Below are 22,847 nucleotides of genomic sequence, written 5' to 3'. Positions count from 1 at the left end.
CGCGCTAGCGACAGGTACGCGCCACCAGCGCTTCAAGCTGTCCGTACCACTCATGGGCCGGATCGGCCAGCATCAGGTGGGTATCGAAGTGATCGAGATCCTCCCACGCGCGCAGGCTGGCCTCGGCGGGCTGGCGCTTCAATAGTTCGTGCATGCGCGTATTGCCGCTGATCACGCGTGCGCTGTCCCGTTCCCCATAGCTCGCCATCATCGGAACCCGGTTGCCGGCGGTCCAGCTGATGGCGCTCATCAGTGCGTCCTCGGCCGGCTGTTCCAGCAAGGTGGAGTACACGCGTTCTTCCAGGCTCCCGGGCCCGGGGCAGGGGTGGTGCAGGTCCATGACGCCGCTGATGGGCAGGCAACCCCGGATGTCGCCGGGCGGTACGCCCGCTTTCTCCAGGGCTGACTGGCGCAAGGCCGCCATCGCGGCGATCCCGCCGCCCGCGGAATGTCCGGCCAGATAGAGATTCCGGGCGTCGCCGCCCCATTTGCCCACGTTCCGCCGCAACTCGGCCAGCAGCAGGGTCGCATCGTCGAACGCGGCGGGCAGCCGGTGGCGGGGCGCCAGCCGGTAGGTAGGCGTGACGAACACCATTCCTCGCCGCATGACCGCCTCGGCCATGAAATGCGCATATTCCTTGTAGCCGTTGGTCCAGCCTCCGCCATGCCAGAACACCAGCACCGGCGCGTCGCGCATGCCATCGGGGGCGAACACGTCGTAGCGGTGCTGGGGATCGGGGCCATAGGCCAGGTCCCGGGCCTGCAGGTTTCCAGGATCCACGCCGCGAGCCCATTCCAGCACCGTTTCTTCATAGCGTTGCGCCGCGGGGAACGGCAGGGGAGGTTGTGCGGGCAGCAAGGCATGTTCCATTGGATGTCTCGTAAATTTCTAATTAATTATAGAAATTATATATTTACAAGAAAATATTTTTTGCAGCACGAAGGCGAAGAGATTGTGAAAAATACTGTATGGATATACAGTATCCAGGGTGGAAAACGATGATCTGCCCGAAAACGGCTACCTCCAGGCTCCCCTCGTCCCGCGGCGCGGACGGGGCGCCGTCGTCAACGTCAAGCATCGCTTCGAGGCCGACCAGCGCGACGCGGTGGATGACGGCTGGGTCGCTCCTGAAGAGGCCCTTCCTGCGCTCAGGACCCAGGTCGCCGTCGAGCGCGCGCGCAAGATCCTGTCCCGCAACGACTCCCCGGATATTCCCTTCGACCGCGCCATCAATCCCTATCGGGGCTGCGAGCACGGTTGCGTCTATTGTTTCGCCCGTCCCACGCACGCCTATCTGGGATGGTCGCCGGGGCTGGATTTCGAGACCAGGCTCGTCGCCAAGTCCAACGCGGTCGAGGCCTTGCGCGCCGAACTCGCCCGGCCGGGTTACAAGGTGGACGTCGTCAACATTGGATCGGCCACCGATGCCTACCAGCCGATCGAGCGCCAATGGAAGCTGACGCGGGGGCTGCTGGAACTGCTGCTGGAAACCCGGCATCCCGTGTCGCTGGTCACCAAGGGGGGGCTGGTGGCTCGCGACATCGACCTTCTTGCCAGGCTGGCCGAGCTGAATCTGGTGGCGGTGTACGTCACGATCACCACGTTGGATGGGGAGGTGGCCCGCACGCTGGAACCCCGGGCGGCGGCGCCATGGCGCCGGCTGGAAGCCGTGCGCGAACTGACCGCCGCCGGCGTGCCGGTAGGCGTGTCGCTGGCGCCTGTCATCCCGTTCATCACCGATGAGCAGATCGAGCACGTGCTGGAGGCCGCCGCCGGGGCCGGGGCCCGGGTGGCCTTCTACACCATGCTCAGGCTGCCCTGGGAGGTCAAGGCGGTGTTCCTGGACTGGCTGGAGGCCCATTTCCCCGACCGCAAGGCGAAGGTCCTGCATTGCATCGAGGACCTGCGGGGCGGCAAGCTCAACGATCCCCGCTTCGGCAACCGCATGCGGGGGCAGGGCATCTGGGCCGACCTGATCGACCAGCGCTTCAAGCGGGCTGCCCGGCGGTTCGGCTTGTCAGGCAACCGCATCGATCTCGAGACCGGCCTGTTCCGGCCGCCGGCGCGCGATGGCCGGGGTCCGGCGCCGCCTGCCGATGCGCGCCAGATGTCGCTGTTCGGCTAGCCGAACACGGCTCGCGGCACGGCCTAGGCGGGAACGCCCTCGAAGAGGCTCTGGAACAGCAGCACGATGCCCAGCATCAGGATGGCCGTGCCGATCGCCAGCGTGGCGATGGCCACCAGGATGGGCGCCCATCCGGTCTGGGAGCGGCGCGTATGGCCGGCGTTGTACCTGGCGTCGAACTTCGCGTCCGGCGTCAGGCAGATGACCAGCGCCTCGATGAATCCCGCCACGGCCGGTACGAGGAACAGGAAGAAGGCCGGGTGGAAATACCAGGCCTCGGCGCGCAGCGCCGTCCCCAGCATCAGCAGCGAGAACAGCAGCGGCACCCAAGCGTAGCGGCGCCCCAGGTACCACCAATGGGCGCCCGCCCAGCCCAGCAGGAAGGCCAGCAGGCCGGCCAGGGCCTTGTGCCGGAACGGGGCGGCGGGGTTCGGGGAGGCATGGTCATCGGAAGAGGTAGGGATGTGTTGGGAAGTCATCGTCGAACGCCTTGATTTTGAAGGACTTTACCGCATGCTGGCTTGCTAGGCACAGCGTGGCGGGCTATACTTTCTGGCTTTTGTTGTTCAACCTTTTTCCAAGGATTACCTATGGTGGTGATTCGTATGTCTCGCGGCGGTTCGAAGAAGCGCCCCTTCTACAACCTCGTTGCTGCCGATTCGCGCAACCGCCGCGATGGCCGCTTCATCGAGCGCGTGGGTTTCTACAACCCGGTCGCCTCGGAGGGTGAGGAAGGCCTGCGCATCGCGCTGGACCGCGTCGAGCACTGGACCAAGAACGGCGCGCAACTGTCGCCGGCCGTGGCCCGCCTCGTCAAGGAATACAGCAGCAAGGTCGCTTCGGCTGCCTGATTACCCGTGTCGACTGCGTCCACGGCCCCCCGGGAGGACCCCGCCGCGCCCGCCGACCTGATCGAAGTCGGGCACGTGACGGAAGCCTACGGAGTGCGCGGCGGACTCAAGATCCAGCCGTATTCGGCGCAGTCCGAAGCCTTGCTCGGCACCCGTACGTGGTGGCTGCGCAAGGGCAAGGAAGTGCGGCGCGTCGAGGTCGTCAATGCCAGGCGGCATGGTGCCTCGGTCACCGCGACGTGGTCAGGCGTGTCCGACCGCGACCAGGCCCAGGCCTGGAAGGGGTGGGTCGTGCTGGTACCCCGCAGCCAGTTTCCCCGGCTTGCCGAAGGCGAGTTCTACTGGGTGGACCTGATCGGCTGCCAGTTGATCGGCAAGGGAGAACACGGCGAGGAACGGCTGCTGGGCTCGGTGTCCGAGGTCAGCGACAATGGCGCCCATGCCATCCTGCATGTGGCCCTCGTCGTGCCGGTCGCTCCCGGCCAGCCCACGCAGCCCATGATGGATGACCGGGGCCGGCAGCGCGAAACCCTGGTGCCGTTCGTCGAGGCCTATATTCGCGGCGTGGACCTGGACGCCCGGCGCATCGACAGCGATTGGCCGGAAGGGTTTTGAGGATCGCGCCATGAGCGGGATGTTGCGGTTCGACGTGGTGACGCTGTTCGGCCCGATGTTCGACGCCGTCAGCGAGCAGGGCGTGACCGGCCGGGCGCATGCGCAGGGTCGGTGGCAGTTGCATCGGTGGAATCCGCGGGATTTCACGATGGACGTGCATCGCACGGTCGACGACCGGCCGTATGGCGGCGGTCCCGGCATGGTGATGCGGGTCGAGCCGCTCGAGAAGGCGGTCTGCGCCGCGCGGGAACAGCGGGCGCAAGCGGGGTTGCCGGAATCCGAGGTGATCCTGTTGTCGCCGCAGGGCCGGCGCTTCGACCAGGCCGCGGCGCAATCGCTGGCGGGCGGCCCGGGTGCCATCCTGGTGTGCGGCCGCTATGAAGGAATCGACCAGCGGTTCATCGACCGCTGGGTGACGCAGGAAATGTCGCTGGGCGATTTCGTCCTGTCCGGCGGCGAAATCGCCGCGATGGCGATGATGGACGCCGCGGTCAGGTTGCTGCCCGGCGTATTGAACGACGACGAGTCCGCCGTGCAGGACTCGTTCAACGAACAGTTGTCCGGGCTGCTGGATTGCCCGCACTATACGCGGCCCGAGGTCTATGCGGGCGAGCCTGTGCCCGAGGTCCTGCTGTCCGGGCATCATGCCAACATCGTGCGTTGGCGGCGCAGGCAGTCGCTGGAAGCGACGCTCAGAAAGCGCCCCGACCTGATCGAGGCGGCACGCGAGCGCGGCTGGTTGAGCCGCGACGACGAGAAGTTTCTGTCCGACCTGCAAAGGGAGGGCAAGCGCTGACCGCCACGGCGGCCGGCGTTGCAGCAAGCCTGCCGGGCATGAGTCCGGCGGGGAACCCCCATCCTCTGGTGGCGGTGCCATGAAAAGCAGAACCGCCACGCATGATGGTTATCGGAGATAGAAATGGACCTGATCCAAGTCCTCGAGCAAGAAGAGCTGGCCCGCTTGACGGCCAACAAGACCATTCCCGAATTCGCTCCCGGCGATACCGTGGTGGTCAACGTCAACGTGGTTGAAGGCAACCGCAAGCGCGTGCAGGCATACGAAGGCGTGGTCATCGCCAAGCGCAATCGTGGCCTGAACTCGTCGTTCATCGTTCGCAAGATTTCGTCCGGCGAAGGGGTGGAGCGTACGTTCCAGCTGTATGCCCCGACGATCGCTTCGATCGAAGTCAAGCGCCGTGGCGACGTTCGCCGCGCCAAGCTGTACTATTTGCGTTCCCGTTCGGGCAAATCGGCCCGGATCAAGGAAAAGCTCGTACGCAATACGCCGGCTGCCAAGGCTTGATTCCCGCGGTACTGCAATACAAAGGCGCCTCGTACGGGCGCCTTTTTTTTCCCAGCCCCGATGTCATCGCCCATTCCGCCTGACAACCGCAACGTCGCCCCGGCAGGGGACATCGACGATACGCCCGAGGAGATCCAACCCGAGACCCTCGCGCCGCGTCCTGGCCAGCCCCAGCGGCGGCCCGCCTTCGATCCCGTCACCCAGCCCTGGGTCGCCAACCCCGACGGGCTGGCGCCCGTGCCTGCGGAGCGCCTGACGCCGTCCGCGCTGCGCCGGCGCTTCGCCTCGCCGCCTCCGTGGACGCCCGACGCGCAGGACATCAATCCCGCACGGGCCTCGGACCTGACGTTGCGGTTGGCATCGGTGCTGGTCCCGATGATGCTGAGGCCCGACGGCATCCACGTCATGCTGACGCAGCGCACCGCGCACTTGCACGATCATGCCGGCCAGGTGAGTTTCCCGGGCGGGCGGGTGGAGCCGAGCGATTCGTCGGTCGCCGACGCCGCCCTGCGCGAAACCGAGGAGGAAACCGGCCTGCCGCGAGACCTGGTGGAGATCATCGGCCAGCTGCCGGACTATTTCACGGGCACCGGCTTTCGCGTGGTGCCCCTGGTCGGGCTGGTCCGGCCGGATTTCTCGCCGCGGCCGGATCCGTTCGAGGTGGCCGAAGTATTCGAAGTACCGTTGCCGTTCCTGATGGATCCGGCCAATCATCGCTTGCACAGCGCCGCATTGCCGTCCGGCGAAGTGCGAACCTACTATTCGATGCCGTGGAAGCAGTTTTTCATATGGGGGGCGACCGCGGGGATGCTGCGCAATCTCTACCAGTTCCTGCGCGCTTGACGACTGTCCCCTCCGTGGCCATCCGATAATGCACATCCGCGGCTATGCACTCTAGAATGCGCTCATGAGCTTCTTCGCACTCCTCCTTGCCTTCCTCGCCGAACAGGTCAGACCCCTGCCGCGCTCGAATGCCGTCCACGAAGCCGCGCGCGCCGCGTGCCGATGGGCAGGTCATGCGCTCGATGCGGGCAGCCGGGGCTATGCGGTACTCGGATGGCTGCTCGTGGTGCTGGTTCCCAGCCTGGCCGTATGGCTGATCGGTTCGCTGGCGTGGGCGGTGCATCCGGTCCTCGCGCTGGTGTTCCACGTCGTGGTGCTGTGGTTCACGCTCGGCTTTCGCCAGTTCAGCCATCATTTCACCGAGATCCAGTTCGCGCTGGCCCGGGGCGACGTCACTCTGGCGCGCAGTCACCTGCAGGCCTGGCTGCAGGTCTCCGAAGGCGATGTCGCGGCCGAGACCATGACGGTGCCGGAAATCTGCCGCACCGCGATCGAGGAAGGCGTGGTGGCCTCGCACCGCAACGTCTATGGGGTGCTGTTCTGGTATGCTGTGCTGCCGGGCGCCTCGGGGGCGGCGTTGTACAAGCTGGCCGGCATCGTCCGGCAGGAGTGGGCCGGACGTGCCGACGCCTTCGGCGACGTGGCCCGCGGCGCGTTCCGCCTGCTCGACTGGATTCCCGCCCGCATGACCGCCATCGGTTTTGCCATCGTCGGCAATTTCGAGGATGCCCTGTATGGCTGGCGGCAGCGCGCCGCGAGCTGGGAAGATCCGCAACGCGGCGTGGTGGTCGAAAGCGCGGCCGGCGCGCTGGGCGTGCGCCTGGCGCCGGTGTCCGGCAAATGGCAGCCGCCCGCGGTGCCGGTCGAGGACCCCGGGCTGGTCGGACCGGTCCAGCCCGCCTCGGCTGCCAGCGAGTTCACCGCCGCCGCCGAGGCCCCCGACGAGCCGGCCCGATTGCCCGATCCCGCGACGCTGCATGCGGCGGTGGGGCTGCTGTGGCGGGCAGTGGTGCTGTGGATGGCCTTGCTGCTGCTGTTGTCGCTGGTTTCCTGGGCATCCTGAGGCGGCGTGCGCGGCGCGCAACGAACACGCCGCATTGCTGCACTGCATGAGGTCACCCGGCCGGTCCGGCGCTATAGTGGGCCCGTCGAACGGACCGGAGCGGGGGCCTGCCATGTTCTCTTTCCAATACTGCCCGAATCGCACTTCCCGTGTACTCGAGGTGGAAATCGATCCCCGCCAGCGCGGTCCTGGCATGTGGGACGCCAATTGCAAGATCTACGAGCAAAGCGACGGCAAGCGCCTGCTGCTCGGTCCGGCGCTGTCGCTGCGCGGGATAGCCGCGGCCTCCGAGGAAGAATGCCTGGACGAGGCCGAGATCCGCATCGCGGACGACATCGAGCACGACCGCTGGTTCAAGCTGTAGCCACAGGGGGCGGCGGGTTACGTAGACGCCGCATCCCGTTACACACGAGGGCTGCCAGGCTGGCGGTCCCCCTTTACAATCGGCCCAGGCATGTGCCTGGAACCGTGACGAAGAGGGGGAAGGTATGAGTATTTTCAAAGCCATTCTCGACAAGATTTTTCCGTCCAGTCATCCCGCGGTTGCCGAAGCGGCCCCGCCCGCGGCGACGCCCACCGCCGCCCCGGCTCCGGCCGGCGCTCCGGCTGCGATGCCGGCCGTGGATGTGGAAGCCATCCTTAATGGACTGGCCGCCAAGCATCCGGAAAAACTGAACTGGAAAACGTCGATCGTCGACCTGATGAAGCTGCTGGGCCTGGACAGCAGCCTCGCGGCCCGCAAGCAGCTGGCTACCGAACTGCACTACAGCGGCGACACCAACGATTCGGCCGCCATGAACATCTGGCTGCACAAGCAGGTGATGCAGAAACTGGCCGAAAATGGCGGCAAGGTTCCCGACGACCTCAAGAAGTAATGCCATGCACCGGCTTCGCCGCCCACGGCGGTGAGCCGGCCGCCGGCGGGCCGGCTCATTCCGGCAGGATGTCTATTTCCTTGGTGATCTGCGCCCAGCGGGCATGCTCCCGCTTGAGGAATTCGCCCGTCTGCGCCGGGCTGTAGCCCGGCGCGGCAATGGGGCCGATGGCCGCGATGCGCCCCGCCACTTCCTCGTCCGCCAGCAAGGCGTTGATGTCGCGGTTGACCCGGTCGATCGCGGCGGCGGGGGTTCCGGCGGGCGCGACGATGGCGAACCAGCCCACCATGTCGAAGTCCCGCAATAGTTCCGAGAGCGCGGGCACCTGCGGCCAGTCGGGCAGTCGCTTCTCCGAGGTCACCGCCAGCAGCCGCAGGCGGCCCTGCTTGGCCAGTTGCGCGGTCGAGGCCACGTCGGCCACGATCGCGTCCACGTGCCCGCCCATCAGGTTCTGCGCCGATACGCCGACCGACACGTAGGGAACCAGGTTGGCCTGCGCGCCGGATCGGGCGTTGAACAGGCGGGCGATCATGCCGCCGAAAGTGCGCGGGCCTTCGTTGCCAAGCGTGAACGTGCCGGGCGCTGCCTTGGACTTGGCGATGAGTTCCTCCACGGTCCGCACCGGCGAGTCGGCCTTGACCAGGATGCCGAATGGACTGCGGGCGACGAAGGCCACCGGCACGAAGTCCTTGGCCGGGTCGTAGGGTAGCTGCTTGAACAGGAAGGTATTGGTGACCAGCGCCGCCGTGGTCGCGAAATAGAAGTTGTAGCCGTCGGCGGGCGAACGCGCCGCGGCCTGGGCGCCCACCGTATTCTGGCCGCCCGGCTTGTTCTCGATCACCACTGCCTGGCCCCAGCGCGGGTAGAGCCGCTCGGACAACAGGCGGGCGATGTTGTCGGGCCCGGAGCCTGGCGGCTGCGACAGCAGCAGCCGTACCGGCTTGTCCGGCCAGGCCTGCGCCAGCGCCGCGGGCAAGGGCGCGAAGCCGGAAACGGCGGCTGCCACGGCCGCGATGGTCTGGATGGCGTGTCTTCGGTTCATCGTTGTCTCCTCTCGGTATGGTGGTCAATGCAGCGCGGTGCGCAGTTCGTCGAGCAAGGCGTCCAATTCCCGCGCATCGGCGGCGACGCCATAGACATAGCGGTCGGGGCGCACCAGGGCGGCGACGCACGCATTGCGCTCGAACCATGCGGCGCATACGCCTTCCGTCTCGGCCAGGACGCGGCCGAAGTGCAGCGTCGCCACGCCCCATTGCGCAGGAAGGACCGGCGCGGTGCCTGGATAGGCCGGGGCCAGCGCCAGCCACCAGCCGTCGCCGGCGAAGTGGTCCAGGCGGACTGCCGCATCGGCCTGCCGCACCCACGGTTGCGGGAAGAGCGTGCCGCGAGCGGGCGCGGGACGGCGCGACAACAGTCCTTGCTCCAAGGGGGGGATGACTTCCTGGCGGGGTACGTCGCGCACGATGCCGCCGCATTCATCGAGCAGGCGCGTGTCCCGCGCGCGGGCGCGGGCTTCGTCGCGTTCGCAGATCACCGCGCCGATGGCCTTGATGCGCCCGGTCAGGTTGCGGACGTGCTGCTTGCGCTCCACGCCGTAGCTGTCGAGCAGCGCCTCGGCCCGGTCGCCCGCCACCGTCCGCCGCAGCACCGCGGCGAGTTTCCAGCTCAGGTTGGCGACGTCGCGTATGCCCTGGCACATGCCCTGGCCCAGGAAGGGCGGCTGCTGGTGGGCAGCGTCGCCGGCAATGAACACGCGCCCCTTGCGCCATTCGTCCGCCACCAGGGCATGGAAACGGTAGCTGGCCTGGCGCCATAGCTGGCCGTCGTCCGGACCGAGCCAGCGCGCCAGCAGTTTCCACGTTTCCTCGGGACGCGTGACGGCCTGAGGGTCCTCGCCCGGCTTGAGCGATATCTCCCACCGGCGATGATTGCCGGGACCAATGACCAGCGTGCATGGCCGATCCGGCTCACAGTACTGCACGCTGGTCCGGGGCAGTTTGGCGAGTCCGCGCTCATTGGCCAGCACGTCCACCACCAGCCACGGTTCGTCGAACTCCAGGTCCTCCAGCGCGATGCCGACGAGGTCGCGCACGGTGCTGGAGGCGCCGTCGCAGCCGATCACGTAGCGGGCACGGATGCTGTCCCGGCGGCCGTCATCGTGCGCCAGTTCCAGCGTAACGCCGTCCGCATCCTGTTCCAGCGCGCATGCCGTCGCGCCCAGTTCCACGCGGGCGTTGGGCGATCGCTCCACATGAGCCCGCAGGATGCGCTCCACCGGAGGCTGGGTGAAGACATTGGATGGAACGTAGCCGAGCGGGTAGGGCGGCTCGACCATCGTCAGCCGCTTGATGAGGCGGCCATCCACGCCGTAGTACTCGGAGGGCGTGAACGGCTCGACATGTTCAGCGATGCGATCCACCAGCCCCAGTTGCTGGAAGACACGCATGATTTCGTGGTCGACCGCGATTGCGCGCGGTTTGTCGTAGACATCGCGTTGCCGGTCGCAGACGTGGACGCGGAACCCCTGGTTGGCCAGCAGCCCGGCGGCCACCGCGCCGGCAGGGCCGAAGCCTACGATGGCGACGTCGTACGCCATGGGATGGGTAGCCGAGGTCATGCGCAGTATCTCCGCATGGGTTCAGGATTCTCCATAAGGTGCTCCGAGGGATGGACGCATCGCCTACGGGAGCGTTTTTTCGGGACGAGACGGGCCGCGCCCGGCCTGCGGGCATCGGCAGATCGCGTGAATGGTCGGTTGTGGTCCGGTTGAGGCGGATCAGGCCGGCGGGGCCACGAAGAACACGTCGCTTTGCGCCGCTTTCAGGCGGGACGACGGGGGCGGCGATATGCCCCACTGGTCCACGCGGCCCGGCGGCCATGTCCAGTCTTCGGGCGCGCCGGCCACATAGCTGTCGTCGATCTGTTCCACTTCCGCCGTGTACTCGATCACCTCGCCGAAGGGGCCGATGAAATAGTTGAAGGCGTTGTCCCCCGGGCCGTGCCGGCCGGGCCCCCATTCGATGGCGTAGCCCGCGTCTTTCATCCGGCCGCCGCCGCGCATGACGGATTCCAGGTCCGGCATGACGAAGGCGATATGGTTCAGCGCATTGTTGTCCGTGTCGCCCAGCGCGATCGTGTGGTGGTCGGCGTTGCAGTTCAGGAAGGCCATGATGCGCGTGCGGTCGGCCAGCCGGAAGTCCAGCGCCTGCTCGAAGAAGCGCTGCGTGGCGGCGACGTCGTCGCTGTTGAGCACGGCGTGCGCGAGCCTGACGGGGCGGTCGGCGACCTCGCGGGCGTCGGCATGCCGGGCGTCGCCGGCCACCACCTGGATCCGCCGCCCGTCGCGATCGCGTATCAATAGACCTTGTCCGCCGGCGGGGTCCGCCACCGCGCCGACGGGGATCTCTACCGTCCCGCCCGCGTCGATGCACGCGCGCGCGATGGTGTGGAGCGCCTCCTCGCTCCGGGCGCGCAGCGTCACATGACGAATGGCGGTGCGCGGCCCGCGATGCAGCGCCAGCAGATGATGATCGGCACCGGTGCCGCGGAAATAGAGCGCGTCTCCTTCGCGCGCGGCCACGTCCAGGTGCCAGGTTTCGGTATAGAAATGTTCCGCCTTTGCCAGGTCGGGAACCTCCAGGGCCACGCTGCGAAGTCCCTGTATGGTGGAAGATGCCATAGTGTCGTGTTCCGTCGTCCGCGCCAGCCGTCAGCCCGCTTGCAGGCCGGTCTCGGTCACGCCGGCGATGCAGATTTCCTCGTCCTCGTCGCCCGTGCCGCCGCTCGCGCCGACGGCTCCGAGCACGGCGCCGGCGGCGTCCTTGATCAGCACCGCGCCTGTCTGGGGAAGAAAGCGGCCCTGGGCGGTGGCGGCCAGCGTGACGAAGAAATTCGGGTTGTCCTTGGCGCGTTGCGCCAGCGTCCGGCTCGAGGCATCCATGCCCACCGCGGCCCAGGCCTTGCCGGTGGCGATGTCTACCCGGAACATGCTGGCGCCGTCCTGGCGTTGCGCGGCCTTCAAGTGCCCGGCCGCGTCGAGCACGACCACCGCCATGGGCTTGTAGCCTTTCTGGGCGGAGCGGCGCAGCGCCGCGGCGATGATGGCGTTCGCCTGTTCCAGGGTGAGGCCGGTCATGTGTGTCTCCGTTCGAGTGTCAAGCAATATCCACGGAGGCAGTCTAAGCGCCGGTGGATTATCTATCCAGACGATTCGGCGAATAGTTAAAATCCATCCCATGGATATTCGCCATATCGACCTCAACTTGTTGCGCGTGTTCGATGCGATGCTGGAGCACCGCAGCGTGTCGCGCGCGGCCGAGGCCATCGGCCTGAGCCAGCCGGCAATGAGCGCGGCCGTGGCGCGCCTGCGCACGCTGTTCGGCGACGCCTTGTTCGTGCGCACCGGCTCGCAGATGCAGCCGACCCCGCGGGCCGTCTCGCTCGCGCCTGCGGTGCGGCGCGTAATGGATACCATCAAGGGCGAAATCCTCCAGGCGCACACATTCGATCCGGCATCCAGCGAGCGCACCTTCACGCTGATCACTCCCGACATCGGCGAGATCAATTTCGTCCCCAAGCTGCTGGCGCGGTTCGTCCAGGCCGGACCGGGCCTGAACCTGCGCACGCTCGCCATGCCGCGCCATGCGGCCGCCGAAGCGCTGGAGTCAGGCGAGGCGGAACTGGCGATCGGCTATTTTCCCGACCTGCACAAGGCGGGCATGTTTCAGCAACTGCTGTTTCGCAATACCTTCGTCTGCATCGTCCGCAGCGGCCATCCCGAGGTGGGGGACGTCCTCACGCTCAAGCAGTACCTCGCCTTGCCGCATGCCGCCGTCCGGCCGGGGCGGGAGCATCTGTTCGAAGAGTTCCTCCAGCGCAAGGGCTTGAGGCGGCGCGTGCTGCTCGAAACGTCCCACTTCACGAGCCTGCTGCCCATTATCGAAAGCTCCGACCTCATCGCCACCGTTCCGCGCGACATGGCCAACGTGTGCGTGCAGCATGCCGACATCAGGATGGTGGACGTGCCGCTCAAGGCGCCCACCATCGAGGTCCACCAGTTCTGGCCGCGCCGCTTCCACAGGGATGCCGGCAACATGTGGCTGCGCGGGCTGGTGCACGAGCTCTTCCGGGCCTGATCCGTCGATACACGCCCGGCTGCCCATCGCCGGCGGATCGGATGCTCGAACTTTTCGGCGCCCGCATCGCTGTCCGGCGGCGGGAATGGTTCGATAATTATGATTTTCTTTTCAAGGAGAATTTCCTGTTTTTGACGATATCGACAATGATTCGCGTTGCCGGCTCGCTTCTTGCTGCACGTCCTCCCTGCGCGAAACACGAGGTCGATCATGCATGATTTGAGCGCTCTGCTTCTCGACGCGGCGGATGCCCTCGAGCAATACGCCGGCGGGTTGTCCGCTCTGGAACCCGCGGGACAGCAGACCCGGCACTGGGACGACGGATGGGCATCCAGGCCCTCCAGCCGGGACCTGGTGCGGCGGCTGCGCGTCGCCTCCTCGGGATTGTCGCGCCACGCCGGAGCGCTGGATCTTGCCGTCCGCCTGGCTCCGCGTAACGCGACCTTGGAGGAGGTCGGGCAAGCGGTTGCCATGCTCGAGTCGGGCACCTGGGAGCCGCGTTCCTGGCGGTCGCCGTTGAGCAAGCGCCTGGCGGCGGCCGTGTCCGAGCTGGTCCTCGACGCCGAACGCTATCGCTGGCTCAGGAGCCAGAACGGCCGGGGCCGGGGAGCGCCAATCGTGGTGCGGCGCTACGAATACATGTTTGGAAGATATAGCGATATCCAGGATCTGGATGCCGCCATCGATACCGCCCGGTCGGGTCCTGTGCTGCACCGCACGGGGCGCCGCGTCTGAGGCGGCCGTGCCGCCGCGCTCGGCTAGGGTTGCCCGCCGCCGGCATTCGGATCGTCCTCCGCGCGGGACTTCCTGCCGTGGCCCAGTTGCCGATGATATTCCTCGTCCGTGTGGTCGCGGTCGGTCTTGTGCATGTCCGGTTCGCGGCGCGGGGCCGCGGGCGTGGGCGTCGAACTGTTCGTGTCCTCGAGCTTGTCGTCGATCGGTTGGCCAGGGGAACGGGAAGGTGAGTTGGCTGCCATGGTCGTCTCCAGAGACGACCGACGCAGCAAGTCGCATGCCGCATTCCCCTACGGGGAGGACGGAACCCTCGCCCGGATCAGGCCGCCACGATCATCTTCCTGAACCGCACGCGATGTTGGCCCGGGCCCGCATGGTGCAGTTGGACCGGCACTCCGTCCACCTGTCCCGTACCCGGCTCCAGCTCGAATCCCATCTTGCGGTGGAAAGCGATCGACCCGCTATTGGCCGGCGACGTGATGCTGTGCGCTTCCTCGCAGCCCAGCGCACGGACGACATCGAAGAAGTGCTCATACAGCATGCGCCCGAGGCCGCCGCCTCGGCGAGCGGGATCCACCCCGACGAAATGGATGTAGGCGATGCGGGAATCGGTCTGGGAGACGAAGCCGATCAGAAACGCCTCTATCGCGTCCGAGGCGCCGACGGCAAAGCTCGTACGCCGGAAATGCTCGAAGAAGAGCCGCGGCAGCAGTGCCTGCATGGGGCGGCCACCCCACCAGTGGTCGACGCGGGCGATGACGGGCTTGTAGTCGGAAGGGGAGAGCGGGCGCGGAGTCGGCATGAGCGAGAGGATCCTGTCGGGAGCGGGCCGATACCCGCGAGGCCCGGGTTCTAGCAGGATAAACGATAGCAAACAGCTGTCTCCGGCGCTTGGCCGCGCCCCATACGATAGTGTTTTCGGCGAGGTACCCATGGATGCTCAATCATTGGAATTTCCGGTGGGGCCGCTACGCGGGCGGATGCTGAAGAACATCAGATCGTACGCGTTCGTTTCGATTTCGGTATCGTCGCGCGTGCTGGACCGGCGGGAGGAGGCGCGCATGGCGGAGTGGCTGCGCAAGGAGCTCATCCGCGGCGACCAATGCGCGCGGGACTTCTTCATTCACAAGAGCGCGGAACGGGAGTGGCGGCAGACGCTGTCCATGGCATGCGCCGCACTGGGATACGAGCAAGGCGGCATGTCGGCCAGCGCGGAACTCGACGGCATCCTGCTACGCGCGAGCCTCTGAAACCCGGGCACCTTGGCGGCCCGGGCAAAAAAACTCCCCGGCACCTTGCGATGCCGGGGAGCTGTCTTGCGTCTGGGTATCAGCCCGCGTTCAGGCGACGACCCGGATCTTCGTGGCCTGGGGGCCTTTGAGACCATTGGCGGCCACGAACGTGACGCGCTGGTTTTCCATCAGCGTCTTGCGTCCGTCGCCCTGGATCTCGGAGAAGTGGGCGAACAAGTCCTTGCCGCCCGTTTCCGGCATGATGAAGCCGAAGCCCTTCTCATCGTTGAACCATTTGACGATTCCTGTCTGTTCCATGTGTATCCTTGATTGATTGGATGGAGGCTTGCCTGGGGCGCGCCTGTGTTACTGAGTGCCCTTTCTGGCAGCCGATGCGGGGGAGCGCCGCTGCGATTGGACCCGGTGGACGTCCCGCCCGCGGAATCGCAGGCGTAGACGTTGAGCGGACGTAGTGCCCGGTGCGGGTACCAAAGCGTCAGCGGTGTAAGTCGTGCATCCGAATAGCGGTGCAGCGAAGATCACGGTACTGGCGACGAGCGGGCCGTGAACGGGTTGGAGATATACGACGTCGCCAACCTCGATGGCCTCGCCATGCAGCATCTGGTGCGCGGGGCGAGGAATGAGCTGGTCTGGGAAAATTTCTATCAAAGGTGTCCAAAGAGGCTGTCACTCGGCGTCGGAGCGACGGGAACAGTCTCTAGTTTTCCGTGCCAGGGAAGGCACTGTGCAAAAGGTAATGAACTCGGTTAAGAGGGGGACGGTGCAAGAGGGATCAGGCAAGGCTGATCGAAGCTTGTAGCGGCGAATGTGAGTTGTTGTAGTGTTCGCAGCAAGGACCGATCAGGCATTGTCCCCCTTGCGGGCGGGAAAGTCAATGAAACTCTGTGCAATGCCTCCACTACCCGGGCGCGGCGGCATTGCGCGCCGTAAGCGCGGCGATTCCAGCTCGACCGCAGCGCCTCCGCTCGCCGTAGTGCGGGACAAGCCTCACATCAGGATGATGTCGTACTGCTCCTGGCTGTATATCCCCTCCACCTGCAGCGAAATCGGTTTACCGATGAAGTCCCCGAGCGAGGCCAGGTTCTGGCTTTCTTCCTCCAGGAAGAGATCCACCACCGCTTGCGAGGCCAGGATGCGGAATTCCTTGGGATTGAACTGCCGCGCCTCGCGCAGGATCTCGCGCAGGATCTCGTAGCACAGGGTGCGGGCGGTCTTGACCTGGCCGCGGCCCTGGCAGGTGGGGCAGGACTCGCACAGCACGTGGCTGAGCGATTCGCGGGTGCGCTTGCGGGTCATCTCGACCAGGCCGAGCTGCGTGAAGCCGTTGAGCGTGATGCGCGTACGGTCGCGCGCCAGCGCCTTGCGCAGCTCGCCCAGCACCGATTCGCGGTGCTCCAGGTTCTCCATGTCGATGAAGTCCAGGATGACGATGCCGCCGAGATTGCGCAGGCGCAATTGCCGGGCGATGGCCTGGGCCGCTTCCAGGTTGGTCTTGAAGATGGTGTCGTCGAAATTGCGCCCGCCGACGAAGCCGCCGGTGTTGACGTCGATGGTGGTGAGCGCCTCGGTCTGGTCGATGATGAGATAGCCGCCGGACTTGAGCTCCACGCGCCGCGACAGCGCGCGATTGATTTCCTCGTCGACGTTGTAGAGGTCGAAGAGCGGACGCTCGCCCGTGTAGTGCACTAGTTTGTCGATGACCGATGGCGTGAACTCCCTGGCCCAGGCCAGCAGCCGGGTGAAGCTGCTGCGCGAGTCGATCTGGATGGAGGCCGTTTCGGTGCTGACGACGTCGCGCAATACGCGTTGCGCCAGGTTCAGGTCTTCGTGCAGCAGCCATGGCGCGCCCTTGGTGCGGGCCTGCTGCTGCATGATGGACCAGAGCTTGCCCAGGTAGGCGATGTCGGCCGCGAGTTCTTCGTCGGTGGCGTCTTCGGCCTGGGTGCGGACGATGTAGCCGCCTTTCTCGTCCTGCGGCACCAGCCGCTGGACGCGGTCGCGCAGCTGGATGCGCTCGGCTTCCGATTCGATGCGCTGCGAGATGCCGATGTGCGGATCGTAGGGCAGGTAGACCAGCATGCGTCCGGCCACGCTGATCTGGGTGGACAGCCGTGCGCCCTTGGTGCCGATGGGATCTTTGATGACCTGGACCATCAAGGTCTGGCCTTCGAACAGCAGCTTCTCGATGGGCGTGACGGGATGGCCGCCATGGGCACGCTCCTGGCGGCTTTCGCGGATGTCGGCGATGTGCAGGAAGGCGGCGCGCCCCAGGCCGATGTCGATGAAGGCGCTCTGCATGCCGGGCAGCACGCGCGCCACCCGTCCGAGATAGATGTTGCCGACGTAGCCCTTCTGGGAGGTGCGCTCGATGTGGAGTTCCTGGACCGCGCCCTGCTGGACGACGGCGACCCGGGTTTCATAAGGAGAAACGTTGATGAGGATGTCTTCGGTCATGGAGTCTGCCGGTGAGCTTGCGCAACTATCCGGGAGCTTACCGCGAGTCGGGAATCGCCGGCGAGGCGACGACGGGGCGCCGCGGAGCCGGTCAGGGCAGCACGATGCCGGCCAGCGCGAGGATCCGCGCGGTTTCGTAGAGGGGCAGCCCCATGACGCCGGTGAAGCTGCCGCTGATGTGCTGCACGAACACGCCGCCCAGCCCCTGTATGCCGTAGGCGCCGGCCTTGTCGTAGGGCTCCCCCGTATCGCAGTAGCGCTCGATGTCGCGCGGGGCCAGGGTGCGGAAACGCACGCGCGTAATGGAGACGTCTTCGTGCAATTGGCCGCGGCACACCATCGCGAGCGCGGTATGGACCTCGTGTTCGGAGCCGGACAGCCGCTGCAGGATGCGTATCGCATCGGCGCGGTCGACCGGCTTGCCCAGTACTTCCGCATCGAGGATGACGGTGGTGTCGGCGGCCAGGACGGGCCGCTCGGGCAGTCGGCGCAGACGCATGGTCTCGGCGCCGAGAAGCGCCTTCTCGCGCGCGGTGCGGCGAACGTAGTCGGCGGCGGCCTCGCCGGGCAATTGCGGCTCATCGGGGCCGGCCGCGGGCGGCGGGAGCAGCAGTTCGTGCTCGACTCCCAGCTGGGTGAGCAGTTCCCGGCGGCGCGGGCTGCGCGAGGCGAGGTAGATGGCCGTCATGTCGTTGTCCGTGAGGCGCGGGCGCATGGCGGCGCCCGCGGAGTTGTCGGAATCATCCCCCTCTATGGTAGGGATGGTTGGCGAGGATGGACCAGCTTCGATATAGCTGCTCGGCAAGCAGGACGCGCACCATGCCGTGGGGCAGGGTCAGGCTGGAAAGGCGAAGCATGCCGGCGCAGCGGCGCTTGAGGTCGGGATCGAGCCCGTCCGGGCCGCCTATGATCAGCGCCACGTCCTGTCCGTCGTTGCGCCATTGCTGCATCTGTCTGGACAGGTCGACGGTGGTGAGGTCGCGGCCGCGTTCGTCCAGCGCGATCCAGCGTCCCGCGGGAGGCAGCGCCGCTTCGATGCGCCTGGCTTCGAGGGCCTGCATCTGGGCGGGCGTCTTGCCGGTGGTGCGCGGCTCGGGCCGGACTTCGCGCAGCTCGATGGGGCAGTCGGGCGGCATGCGCTTGGCGTAGTCCGAGAAAGCCTCGTCCACCCATCCGGGCATGCGGTGGCCGACGGCGACGATGACGAGTTTCATGAGCGGCGAGTCTTTGTCCGGTTCATTGTGTGTGGTTCCGGTGGACGGCAAAATTTAAGCAGCGACCAGCACCCAGCGAAGCCCCCAGGGGTATCACACCGCTGCCGCCGCCGGCAGCCAGCGAAGCACCCGTGCCCCAACCCAAGACAACGGCCCTAGACCCAGGATGCGATGGATCCGGCTCCGCCGGTCCACCCGCATCGCCCCCTTGAGGGGGCGCCCGAAGGGCGTAGGGGGTGGGCATCCCCTCCGGGCCGCCCCAAGGCGGGTCCCGACCCCCTTGGGGCTGCCGCGTAGCGGCTGGGGGCCCACCATTCTGGGCGCGCGTTAGCGCGTAGGGGGGGGACTCAACTTCATGCGCACAGGCTTGCCGCCCCAGACTTCCTCCAGGTTGTAATACTCGCGGATGGCGGGCTGCATGATGTGGACGACGATGTCGCCCAGGTCCACCAGGACCCATTCGCCGGTTTCCTCGCCTTCGGTGGCGACGACGTCACCGCCCAGGGCCTTGACCTTTTCGACCACGCTGGAGGCCAGCGCGCGGGTCTGCCGGTTCGAGGTGCCGCTGGCGATGACGACGCGGTCGAAGAGGCTGGTCAGGTGAGTGGTATTGAGCACCGTGATGTTCTGGGCCTTGACGTCTTCCAGGGCGTCGACGACGGCACGTTGTAGTTTGCGTATGTCCATGTTTAGACCTGATACAGGCGGTGCTGTTCGATGTAGCGCAGCACCGCGGGGGGGACGAGACCGTCGACCGATTCGCCGCGGGCGAGCCGCTGCCGGATGGTGGAGCTGGATATCGCCATTTCTGGCATGGGCAGCCAGTGCAGCGTGCGTCCCAGCTTCGCCAACGCGTCGCGCAAGGCAGTGGGAGGTTCGGGGCGGGTGCCCGGTCGGCTGGCCACCGCGAGATCGACCAGCGCAACGATGTCCTGCCAGTCTTTCCAGGTACAGAAGTTCGCCAATTGATCGGCCCCGAGGATCCAGACGTACTGGACCGTTCCAGCAAGCTGCGTGCCCATGCGACCCGTGAGCGAGCGCAGGGTATCGATGGTGTAGCTGGGGCCGCCGCGCTCGATTTCGATGCGGTTCAGGACCAGGCCCGGGTCGCCGGCGATGGCCAGCGCCACCATGTCGGCGCGTTGTTCCGCGGTGGCGGTCAGGGGCTGGCGTTGCCAGGGCGCGGCCGCCGGGATGAACTGGACCGATTCCACGTCCAGGTGATCGCGGGCGGCGCGGGCCAGGGCCAGGTGGGCTTCGTGGATGGGATCGAAGCTCCCTCCCAGCAATCCTGTGCGCGGGACGGCGGCAGGCGGATTCAAATCCAGTCCCGCGGGGGAAGCAGTTCGTAGAGGCGAGCCTCGGGCGAACCGGGGTCGGGATGCCAGTCGTAGCGCCATTGAGCCTGCGGCGGCATCGACATCAGGATGGATTCCGTCCGTCCGCCCGACTGCAGTCCGAACAGCGTGCCGCGGTCGAACACCAGGTTGAATTCGACGTAGCGTCCGCGCCGGTATGCCTGGAAGTCGCGTTCGCGCTCTCCGTAGGGCAGGGAGAGGCGGCGCCGGACGATGGGCAGGTAGGCCTCGAGGAAGCCGTCGCCCACCGAACGGGCGGCGGCGAAGGCATGGTCGAAGCCGCCTTCGTTGAAATCGTCGAAGAAGATGCCGCCCAGTCCGCGGGCTTCCTTGCGGTGCTTGAGGTAGAAATACTCGTCGCACCATTTCTTGAAGCGGGGATAGAGGTCGGGACCGCTCGGGTCCAGCGCCGCCTTGCAGGTGCGATGGAAGTGGACCGCGTCTTCCTCGAACGGATAGTAAGGCGTCAGGTCCATGCCGCCGCCGAACCAGAATACGTCGTCGGCATCGGAGACGTGGATGGATTTGGCAATGAACACCCGCACGTTCATGTGCACGGTCGGCACGTAGGGATTGCGCGGATGCAGCACCAGCGACACGCCCATGGCTTCCCAGGGGCGGCCGGCCAGCTCGGGCCGGTGCGCGCTGGCCGAAGGCGGCAGCGTCGCGCCGGTGACGTGGCTGAACAGCACGCCGCCGCGTTCGAAGACCTTGCCGCCTTCCACCAGCCGCGAGAGGCCGCCGCCGCCTTCCGCCCGTTGCCAGGCATCGGAGCGGAAAGGCTGGCCTTCGAGTTCCTCGAGGCTGGCGACGATGCGCGATTGCAGACCGGTGAAGTAGCTGCGGGTCAGCGCGGTGTCGATGTTCATGCCGTACCCGGGTCGGCCGGGGAGGTGCGGCGCCCGATGGCCCGCCAGCCGATGTCGCGGCGGTATTGCGCGCCGTCGAAGTGGATGGATTGCAGCACGTCGTAGGCGCGCTGCTGGGCGAGCTTGGCCGAATCGCCCAGCGCCGTCACGCACAGCACGCGGCCGCCGCTGGTCTTGACCACGCCGCCGCTTTCGGTGGTGCCTGCATGGAAGACCATGCTGTCGGCGGTTTCGGCCGGCAGGCCGCTGATGACGTCACCGGTGCGCGGCGTGTCGGGATAGTTGTGCGCGGCCATGACCACGCCCAGCGCGGTGCGGCGGTCCCAGTCGATGTTGGCCTGGTCGAGCGTGCCGGCCACGGCGTGCTCGAAGACTTCGAGCAGGTCGCTCTTGACCCGCATCATGATGGGCTGCGTTTCCGGGTCGCCCATGCGGCAGTTGAACTCCAGCACCCGCACGCCATTCGGGCCTATCATCAGCCCGGCATACAGGAAGCCGGTGAACGGGATGCCGTCCTTGGACATGCCCTGGATGGTGGGCCAGATCACCTCGCGCATGATGCGGCCGTGCAGCTCGGGCGTGACCACCGGCGCCGGCGAATACGCGCCCATGCCGCCGGTATTGGGGCCTTCGTCGTTGTCCTTGAGCCGCTTGTGGTCCTGGCTCGTGGCCAGGGGCAGCACATGCTTGCCGTCGCAAAGCACGATGAAGCTGGCTTCCTCGCCCTCGAGGAATTCCTCGATCACCACCCGCGCGCCGGCCTGGCCGAGCTTGCCGTCGCCCAGCATGGCGTCGACCGCGGCGTGGGCTTCCTCGAGCGTGGCGGCGACCACCACCCCCTTGCCGGCGGCCAGGCCGTCGGCCTTGATCACGATCGGCGCGCCCTGGGCGTCGATGTAGGCATGCGCCTGCGCCGGATCGGTGAAGGTCTGGTACTTGGCCGTGGGAATGCCGTGGCGGATCATGAAGGCCTTGGCGAAGTCCTTCGAGCTCTCGAGCTGCGCGGCGGCCTTCGTGGGACCGAAGATCTTCAGGCCGCGGGCGCGGAAAAGGTCCACCACGCCGGCGGCCAGGGGCGCCTCGGGGCCGACCACCGTCAGCGCGATGCCTTCCTTTTCGACGAAGTCGGCCAGCTGCGCGGGATCGGTGATGGGAACGTTCTGCAGGTGGGGTGTGAGCGCGGTACCGCCGTTGCCGGGAGCGACGAACACTTTCTGGGTCTTGGCCGATTTGGCCAGTTGCCAGGCCAGGGCGTGTTCGCGGCCGCCGGAACCGATGACGAGAAGTTTCATAGGGGATTACTCGTCCATGACGGCGGTGGTGTAGACCTCCTGGACGTCGTCCAGGGATTCCAGCGCGTCCAGCAGTTTCTGCATTTTCTCGGCGTCCTCGCCGGTGAGGGGTGTTTCATTGAGCGCCTTCATCACGATGCCGTCCATCTCGGCCTTCAGGCCGGCGCCGTCGAAAGCCTGCTTGACGGCGGCGTAGTCGGCGGGGGCGCAGATGACCTCGATCACGCCTTCGTCGTCGGTGATGACGTCTTCGGCGCCAGCGTCGAGGGCGAGCTCCATGACCTTGTCTTCCGGCGTGCCGGGGGCGAACAGGAACTGGCCGCAATGCTTGAACATGAAGGCCACCGAGCCTTCCTGGCCGAGGTTGCCGCCGTTCTTGGCGAAGGCATGGCGCACTTCGGCCACCGTGCGCGTGCGGTTGTCGGTCATGCAGTCGACGATGACGGCCGCCCCGCCCACGCCGTAGCCTTCGTAGCGGACTTCCTCGTAGTTGTCGCCGTCGGCACCCCCGGCGCCCCGCGCGATCGCGCGCTGGATGGTGTCCTTGGGCATGTTGGCGTCGGTCGCCTTGTCCCAGGCCAGCCGCAGGCGGGGGTTGGTGTCGGGGTCGGGCCCGCCCGCGCGGGCCGCCACGGTGACTTCACGTATCAGTTTGGTCCACAGCTTGCCGCGCTTGGCGTCCTGACGCCCTTTGCGGTGCTGGATATTGGCCCATTTGCTATGTCCGGCCATGGAAATCGCTTGTGTCGTAACGGTGAGAGGTCCATTTTAGCTTGACCGGCAGGTGCAGGCTCCCGTTGGAATATCCTCTTGCTGCCAATACCACAGCCTGCGCATCATCCGATGCCCGCGGACGGCGTT

30 protein-coding genes are annotated in these 22,847 nt (G+C 66.6%); 13 read left to right on the top strand and 17 right to left on the bottom strand.

The annotated features are described in order from the left end of the window. Window positions 1-4: 4 nt before the first annotated feature. Complete coding sequence (locus CDO44_RS02715; protein WP_087778672.1) at window positions 5-871, bottom strand: alpha/beta hydrolase; 867 nt, start codon at window positions 869-871, stop codon at window positions 5-7. Window positions 872-989: 118 nt separating this feature from the next. On the opposite strand from CDO44_RS02715, the gene CDO44_RS02710 reads away from it, so the two are divergent. Then, a complete protein-coding gene (locus CDO44_RS02710; RefSeq protein WP_087778670.1) occupies window positions 990-2,126 on the top strand; it encodes a PA0069 family radical SAM protein in 1,137 nt (378 codons plus the stop codon). Window positions 2,127-2,149: 23 nt separating this feature from the next. On the opposite strand, the gene CDO44_RS02705 is transcribed toward CDO44_RS02710, so the two are convergent. Continuing rightward, complete coding sequence (locus CDO44_RS02705) at window positions 2,150-2,605, bottom strand: NINE protein (RefSeq protein ID WP_087778668.1); 456 nt, start codon at window positions 2,603-2,605, stop codon at window positions 2,150-2,152. Between the two features lie 111 nt (window positions 2,606-2,716). On the opposite strand from CDO44_RS02705, the gene rpsP reads away from it, so the two are divergent. The 8 genes from rpsP to CDO44_RS02670 all read left to right on the top strand — a co-directional run bounded on the left by rpsP (window position 2,717) and on the right by CDO44_RS02670 (window position 7,676). Further along, window positions 2,717-2,977 carry a 30S ribosomal protein S16 gene (rpsP, locus tag CDO44_RS02700; RefSeq protein ID WP_087778666.1) on the top strand — a complete coding sequence of 87 codons (261 nt, stop codon included), beginning with the start codon at window positions 2,717-2,719 and terminating at the stop codon, window positions 2,975-2,977. 6 nt (window positions 2,978-2,983) lie between these two features. After that, window positions 2,984-3,592 carry a ribosome maturation factor RimM gene (gene rimM, locus CDO44_RS02695; protein WP_087778664.1) on the top strand — a complete coding sequence of 203 codons (609 nt, stop codon included), beginning with the start codon at window positions 2,984-2,986 and terminating at the stop codon, window positions 3,590-3,592. 22 nt (window positions 3,593-3,614) lie between these two features. Next, entirely contained in the window at window positions 3,615-4,388 is a 774-nt protein-coding gene (trmD, locus tag CDO44_RS02690) for a tRNA (guanosine(37)-N1)-methyltransferase TrmD (RefSeq protein WP_087778772.1), read from the top strand. Between the two features lie 123 nt (window positions 4,389-4,511). Then, window positions 4,512-4,895 carry a 50S ribosomal protein L19 gene (gene rplS, locus CDO44_RS02685; protein ID WP_087778662.1) on the top strand — a complete coding sequence of 128 codons (384 nt, stop codon included), beginning with the start codon at window positions 4,512-4,514 and terminating at the stop codon, window positions 4,893-4,895. Between the two features lie 60 nt (window positions 4,896-4,955). Beyond that, entirely contained in the window at window positions 4,956-5,738 is a 783-nt protein-coding gene (locus CDO44_RS02680; RefSeq protein ID WP_087778660.1) for a CoA pyrophosphatase, read from the top strand. A 64-nt stretch (window positions 5,739-5,802) separates the two neighbouring features. Beyond that, window positions 5,803-6,801 carry a CobD/CbiB family protein gene (locus CDO44_RS02675; protein WP_087778659.1) on the top strand — a complete coding sequence of 333 codons (999 nt, stop codon included), beginning with the start codon at window positions 5,803-5,805 and terminating at the stop codon, window positions 6,799-6,801. A 112-nt stretch (window positions 6,802-6,913) separates the two neighbouring features. Continuing rightward, complete coding sequence (locus tag CDO44_RS27335; RefSeq protein ID WP_144389454.1) at window positions 6,914-7,165, top strand: hypothetical protein; 252 nt, start codon at window positions 6,914-6,916, stop codon at window positions 7,163-7,165. Between the two features lie 124 nt (window positions 7,166-7,289). Then, entirely contained in the window at window positions 7,290-7,676 is a 387-nt protein-coding gene (locus CDO44_RS02670) for a DUF3597 domain-containing protein (protein WP_087778658.1), read from the top strand. Between the two features lie 55 nt (window positions 7,677-7,731). On the opposite strand, the gene CDO44_RS02665 is transcribed toward CDO44_RS02670, so the two are convergent. The 4 genes from CDO44_RS02665 to CDO44_RS02650 all read right to left on the bottom strand — a co-directional run bounded on the left by CDO44_RS02665 (window position 7,732) and on the right by CDO44_RS02650 (window position 11,811). Further along, the gene (locus tag CDO44_RS02665; protein WP_087778656.1) at window positions 7,732-8,718 is read right to left on the bottom strand and encodes a tripartite tricarboxylate transporter substrate binding protein; all 987 of its coding nucleotides are present in this window, start codon (window positions 8,716-8,718) and stop codon (window positions 7,732-7,734) included. A gap of 24 nt (window positions 8,719-8,742) precedes the next feature. Then, the gene (locus tag CDO44_RS02660; RefSeq protein WP_087778654.1) at window positions 8,743-10,293 is read right to left on the bottom strand and encodes a bifunctional 3-(3-hydroxy-phenyl)propionate/3-hydroxycinnamic acid hydroxylase; all 1,551 of its coding nucleotides are present in this window, start codon (window positions 10,291-10,293) and stop codon (window positions 8,743-8,745) included. Window positions 10,294-10,452: 159 nt separating this feature from the next. Further along, on the bottom strand, window positions 10,453-11,355 hold the full coding sequence (locus CDO44_RS02655) for a VOC family protein (RefSeq protein ID WP_087778652.1): 903 nt from the start codon (window positions 11,353-11,355) through the stop codon (window positions 10,453-10,455). Between the two features lie 30 nt (window positions 11,356-11,385). Continuing rightward, window positions 11,386-11,811, bottom strand: a complete 426-nt coding sequence (locus CDO44_RS02650; RefSeq protein ID WP_087778650.1) for a heme-binding protein — start codon at window positions 11,809-11,811, stop codon at window positions 11,386-11,388. Window positions 11,812-11,911: 100 nt separating this feature from the next. Between CDO44_RS02650 and CDO44_RS02645 the strand changes: the two genes are divergently transcribed. The 3 genes from CDO44_RS02645 to CDO44_RS02640 are packed head-to-tail and all read left to right on the top strand — an operon-like array spanning window position 11,912 to window position 13,546. Next, on the top strand, window positions 11,912-12,811 hold the full coding sequence (locus tag CDO44_RS02645) for a LysR family transcriptional regulator (RefSeq protein WP_087778648.1): 900 nt from the start codon (window positions 11,912-11,914) through the stop codon (window positions 12,809-12,811). A 41-nt stretch (window positions 12,812-12,852) separates the two neighbouring features. After that, window positions 12,853-13,029, top strand: coding sequence for a hypothetical protein (locus CDO44_RS27555; protein WP_158213190.1), 177 nt, complete (start codon window positions 12,853-12,855; stop codon window positions 13,027-13,029). Further along, window positions 13,022-13,546 carry a hypothetical protein gene (locus CDO44_RS02640; protein WP_087778646.1) on the top strand — a complete coding sequence of 175 codons (525 nt, stop codon included), beginning with the start codon at window positions 13,022-13,024 and terminating at the stop codon, window positions 13,544-13,546. Before CDO44_RS27555 ends, CDO44_RS02640 begins: the two co-directional genes overlap by 8 nt. A gap of 23 nt (window positions 13,547-13,569) precedes the next feature. On the opposite strand, the gene CDO44_RS02635 is transcribed toward CDO44_RS02640, so the two are convergent. Both CDO44_RS02635 and CDO44_RS02630 read right to left on the bottom strand, forming a co-directional pair. Continuing rightward, window positions 13,570-13,788 carry a hypothetical protein gene (locus tag CDO44_RS02635; RefSeq protein WP_087778644.1) on the bottom strand — a complete coding sequence of 73 codons (219 nt, stop codon included), beginning with the start codon at window positions 13,786-13,788 and terminating at the stop codon, window positions 13,570-13,572. Between the two features lie 77 nt (window positions 13,789-13,865). Continuing rightward, on the bottom strand, window positions 13,866-14,348 hold the full coding sequence (locus CDO44_RS02630; protein ID WP_087778642.1) for a GNAT family N-acetyltransferase: 483 nt from the start codon (window positions 14,346-14,348) through the stop codon (window positions 13,866-13,868). 178 nt (window positions 14,349-14,526) lie between these two features. On the opposite strand from CDO44_RS02630, the gene CDO44_RS02625 reads away from it, so the two are divergent. After that, complete coding sequence (locus CDO44_RS02625; RefSeq protein WP_087778640.1) at window positions 14,527-14,796, top strand: hypothetical protein; 270 nt, start codon at window positions 14,527-14,529, stop codon at window positions 14,794-14,796. Window positions 14,797-14,886: 90 nt separating this feature from the next. On the opposite strand, the gene CDO44_RS02620 is transcribed toward CDO44_RS02625, so the two are convergent. From CDO44_RS02620 to CDO44_RS02575, 9 genes are all read right to left on the bottom strand, one after another. Continuing rightward, a complete protein-coding gene (locus tag CDO44_RS02620; protein WP_087778638.1) occupies window positions 14,887-15,096 on the bottom strand; it encodes a cold-shock protein in 210 nt (69 codons plus the stop codon). A 690-nt stretch (window positions 15,097-15,786) separates the two neighbouring features. After that, window positions 15,787-17,253 carry a ribonuclease G gene (gene rng / locus CDO44_RS02610; RefSeq protein WP_087778636.1) on the bottom strand — a complete coding sequence of 489 codons (1,467 nt, stop codon included), beginning with the start codon at window positions 17,251-17,253 and terminating at the stop codon, window positions 15,787-15,789. A gap of 91 nt (window positions 17,254-17,344) precedes the next feature. Next, on the bottom strand, window positions 17,345-17,941 hold the full coding sequence (locus CDO44_RS02605; RefSeq protein ID WP_144389453.1) for a nucleoside triphosphate pyrophosphatase: 597 nt from the start codon (window positions 17,939-17,941) through the stop codon (window positions 17,345-17,347). 52 nt (window positions 17,942-17,993) lie between these two features. Continuing rightward, entirely contained in the window at window positions 17,994-18,467 is a 474-nt protein-coding gene (gene rlmH, locus CDO44_RS02600; protein WP_087778632.1) for a 23S rRNA (pseudouridine(1915)-N(3))-methyltransferase RlmH, read from the bottom strand. 327 nt (window positions 18,468-18,794) lie between these two features. Continuing rightward, complete coding sequence (rsfS, locus tag CDO44_RS02595; RefSeq protein ID WP_087778630.1) at window positions 18,795-19,154, bottom strand: ribosome silencing factor; 360 nt, start codon at window positions 19,152-19,154, stop codon at window positions 18,795-18,797. 2 nt (window positions 19,155-19,156) lie between these two features. Then, on the bottom strand, window positions 19,157-19,789 hold the full coding sequence (gene nadD / locus CDO44_RS02590; protein ID WP_233146010.1) for a nicotinate (nicotinamide) nucleotide adenylyltransferase: 633 nt from the start codon (window positions 19,787-19,789) through the stop codon (window positions 19,157-19,159). Further along, window positions 19,786-20,694, bottom strand: coding sequence for an oxygen-dependent coproporphyrinogen oxidase (gene hemF, locus CDO44_RS02585; protein WP_087778626.1), 909 nt, complete (start codon window positions 20,692-20,694; stop codon window positions 19,786-19,788). The genes nadD and hemF overlap by 4 nt, the downstream gene beginning before the upstream one ends. Then, window positions 20,691-21,986 carry a phosphoribosylamine--glycine ligase gene (gene purD, locus CDO44_RS02580; RefSeq protein WP_087778625.1) on the bottom strand — a complete coding sequence of 432 codons (1,296 nt, stop codon included), beginning with the start codon at window positions 21,984-21,986 and terminating at the stop codon, window positions 20,691-20,693. The genes hemF and purD overlap by 4 nt, the downstream gene beginning before the upstream one ends. Before the next feature lie 6 nt (window positions 21,987-21,992). Further along, window positions 21,993-22,718 (bottom strand): YebC/PmpR family DNA-binding transcriptional regulator, encoded by a 726-nt coding sequence (locus CDO44_RS02575; protein WP_087778624.1) that lies wholly within the window; start codon window positions 22,716-22,718, stop codon window positions 21,993-21,995. Between the last annotated feature and the right edge of the window lie 129 nt (window positions 22,719-22,847).

It is taken from the genome of Pigmentiphaga sp. NML080357 (genome assembly GCF_002188465.1).
Classification (GTDB): Bacteria; Pseudomonadota; Gammaproteobacteria; order Burkholderiales; family Burkholderiaceae_B; genus Pigmentiphaga.
Note: the sequence above shows the minus strand (reverse complement) of the source record. Positions and strands in the feature narration are given on the sequence as shown.

Bases quoted from the DNA above. Each gene is read 5' to 3' on its own strand.
- CDO44_RS02715 (WP_087778672.1), bottom strand. From the start codon at position 871: ATGGAACATGCCTTGCTGCCCGCACAACCTCCCCTGCCGTTCCCCGCG.
- CDO44_RS02705 (WP_087778668.1), bottom strand. From the start codon at position 2,605: ATGACTTCCCAACACATCCCTACCTCTTCCGATGACCATGCCTCCCCG.
- rpsP (WP_087778666.1), top strand. From the start codon at position 2,717: ATGGTGGTGATTCGTATGTCTCGCGGCGGTTCGAAGAAGCGCCCCTTC.
- rplS (WP_087778662.1), top strand. From the start codon at position 4,512: ATGGACCTGATCCAAGTCCTCGAGCAAGAAGAGCTGGCCCGCTTGACG.
- CDO44_RS02680 (WP_087778660.1), top strand. From the start codon at position 4,956: ATGTCATCGCCCATTCCGCCTGACAACCGCAACGTCGCCCCGGCAGGG.
- CDO44_RS02675 (WP_087778659.1), top strand. From the start codon at position 5,803: ATGAGCTTCTTCGCACTCCTCCTTGCCTTCCTCGCCGAACAGGTCAGA.
- CDO44_RS27335 (WP_144389454.1), top strand. From the start codon at position 6,914: ATGTTCTCTTTCCAATACTGCCCGAATCGCACTTCCCGTGTACTCGAG.
- CDO44_RS02670 (WP_087778658.1), top strand. From the start codon at position 7,290: ATGAGTATTTTCAAAGCCATTCTCGACAAGATTTTTCCGTCCAGTCAT.
- CDO44_RS02665 (WP_087778656.1), bottom strand. From the start codon at position 8,718: ATGAACCGAAGACACGCCATCCAGACCATCGCGGCCGTGGCAGCCGCC.
- CDO44_RS02660 (WP_087778654.1), bottom strand. From the start codon at position 10,293: ATGACCTCGGCTACCCATCCCATGGCGTACGACGTCGCCATCGTAGGC.
- CDO44_RS02655 (WP_087778652.1), bottom strand. From the start codon at position 11,355: ATGGCATCTTCCACCATACAGGGACTTCGCAGCGTGGCCCTGGAGGTT.
- CDO44_RS02650 (WP_087778650.1), bottom strand. From the start codon at position 11,811: ATGACCGGCCTCACCCTGGAACAGGCGAACGCCATCATCGCCGCGGCG.
- CDO44_RS02645 (WP_087778648.1), top strand. From the start codon at position 11,912: ATGGATATTCGCCATATCGACCTCAACTTGTTGCGCGTGTTCGATGCG.
- CDO44_RS27555 (WP_158213190.1), top strand. From the start codon at position 12,853: ATGCTCGAACTTTTCGGCGCCCGCATCGCTGTCCGGCGGCGGGAATGG.
- CDO44_RS02640 (WP_087778646.1), top strand. From the start codon at position 13,022: ATGCATGATTTGAGCGCTCTGCTTCTCGACGCGGCGGATGCCCTCGAG.
- CDO44_RS02635 (WP_087778644.1), bottom strand. From the start codon at position 13,788: ATGGCAGCCAACTCACCTTCCCGTTCCCCTGGCCAACCGATCGACGAC.
- CDO44_RS02630 (WP_087778642.1), bottom strand. From the start codon at position 14,348: ATGCCGACTCCGCGCCCGCTCTCCCCTTCCGACTACAAGCCCGTCATC.
- CDO44_RS02625 (WP_087778640.1), top strand. From the start codon at position 14,527: ATGCTGAAGAACATCAGATCGTACGCGTTCGTTTCGATTTCGGTATCG.
- CDO44_RS02620 (WP_087778638.1), bottom strand. From the start codon at position 15,096: ATGGAACAGACAGGAATCGTCAAATGGTTCAACGATGAGAAGGGCTTC.
- rng (WP_087778636.1), bottom strand. From the start codon at position 17,253: ATGACCGAAGACATCCTCATCAACGTTTCTCCTTATGAAACCCGGGTC.
- CDO44_RS02605 (WP_144389453.1), bottom strand. From the start codon at position 17,941: ATGACGGCCATCTACCTCGCCTCGCGCAGCCCGCGCCGCCGGGAACTG.
- rlmH (WP_087778632.1), bottom strand. From the start codon at position 18,467: ATGAAACTCGTCATCGTCGCCGTCGGCCACCGCATGCCCGGATGGGTG.
- rsfS (WP_087778630.1), bottom strand. From the start codon at position 19,154: ATGGACATACGCAAACTACAACGTGCCGTCGTCGACGCCCTGGAAGAC.
- hemF (WP_087778626.1), bottom strand. From the start codon at position 20,694: ATGAACATCGACACCGCGCTGACCCGCAGCTACTTCACCGGTCTGCAA.
- purD (WP_087778625.1), bottom strand. From the start codon at position 21,986: ATGAAACTTCTCGTCATCGGTTCCGGCGGCCGCGAACACGCCCTGGCC.
- CDO44_RS02575 (WP_087778624.1), bottom strand. From the start codon at position 22,718: ATGGCCGGACATAGCAAATGGGCCAATATCCAGCACCGCAAAGGGCGT.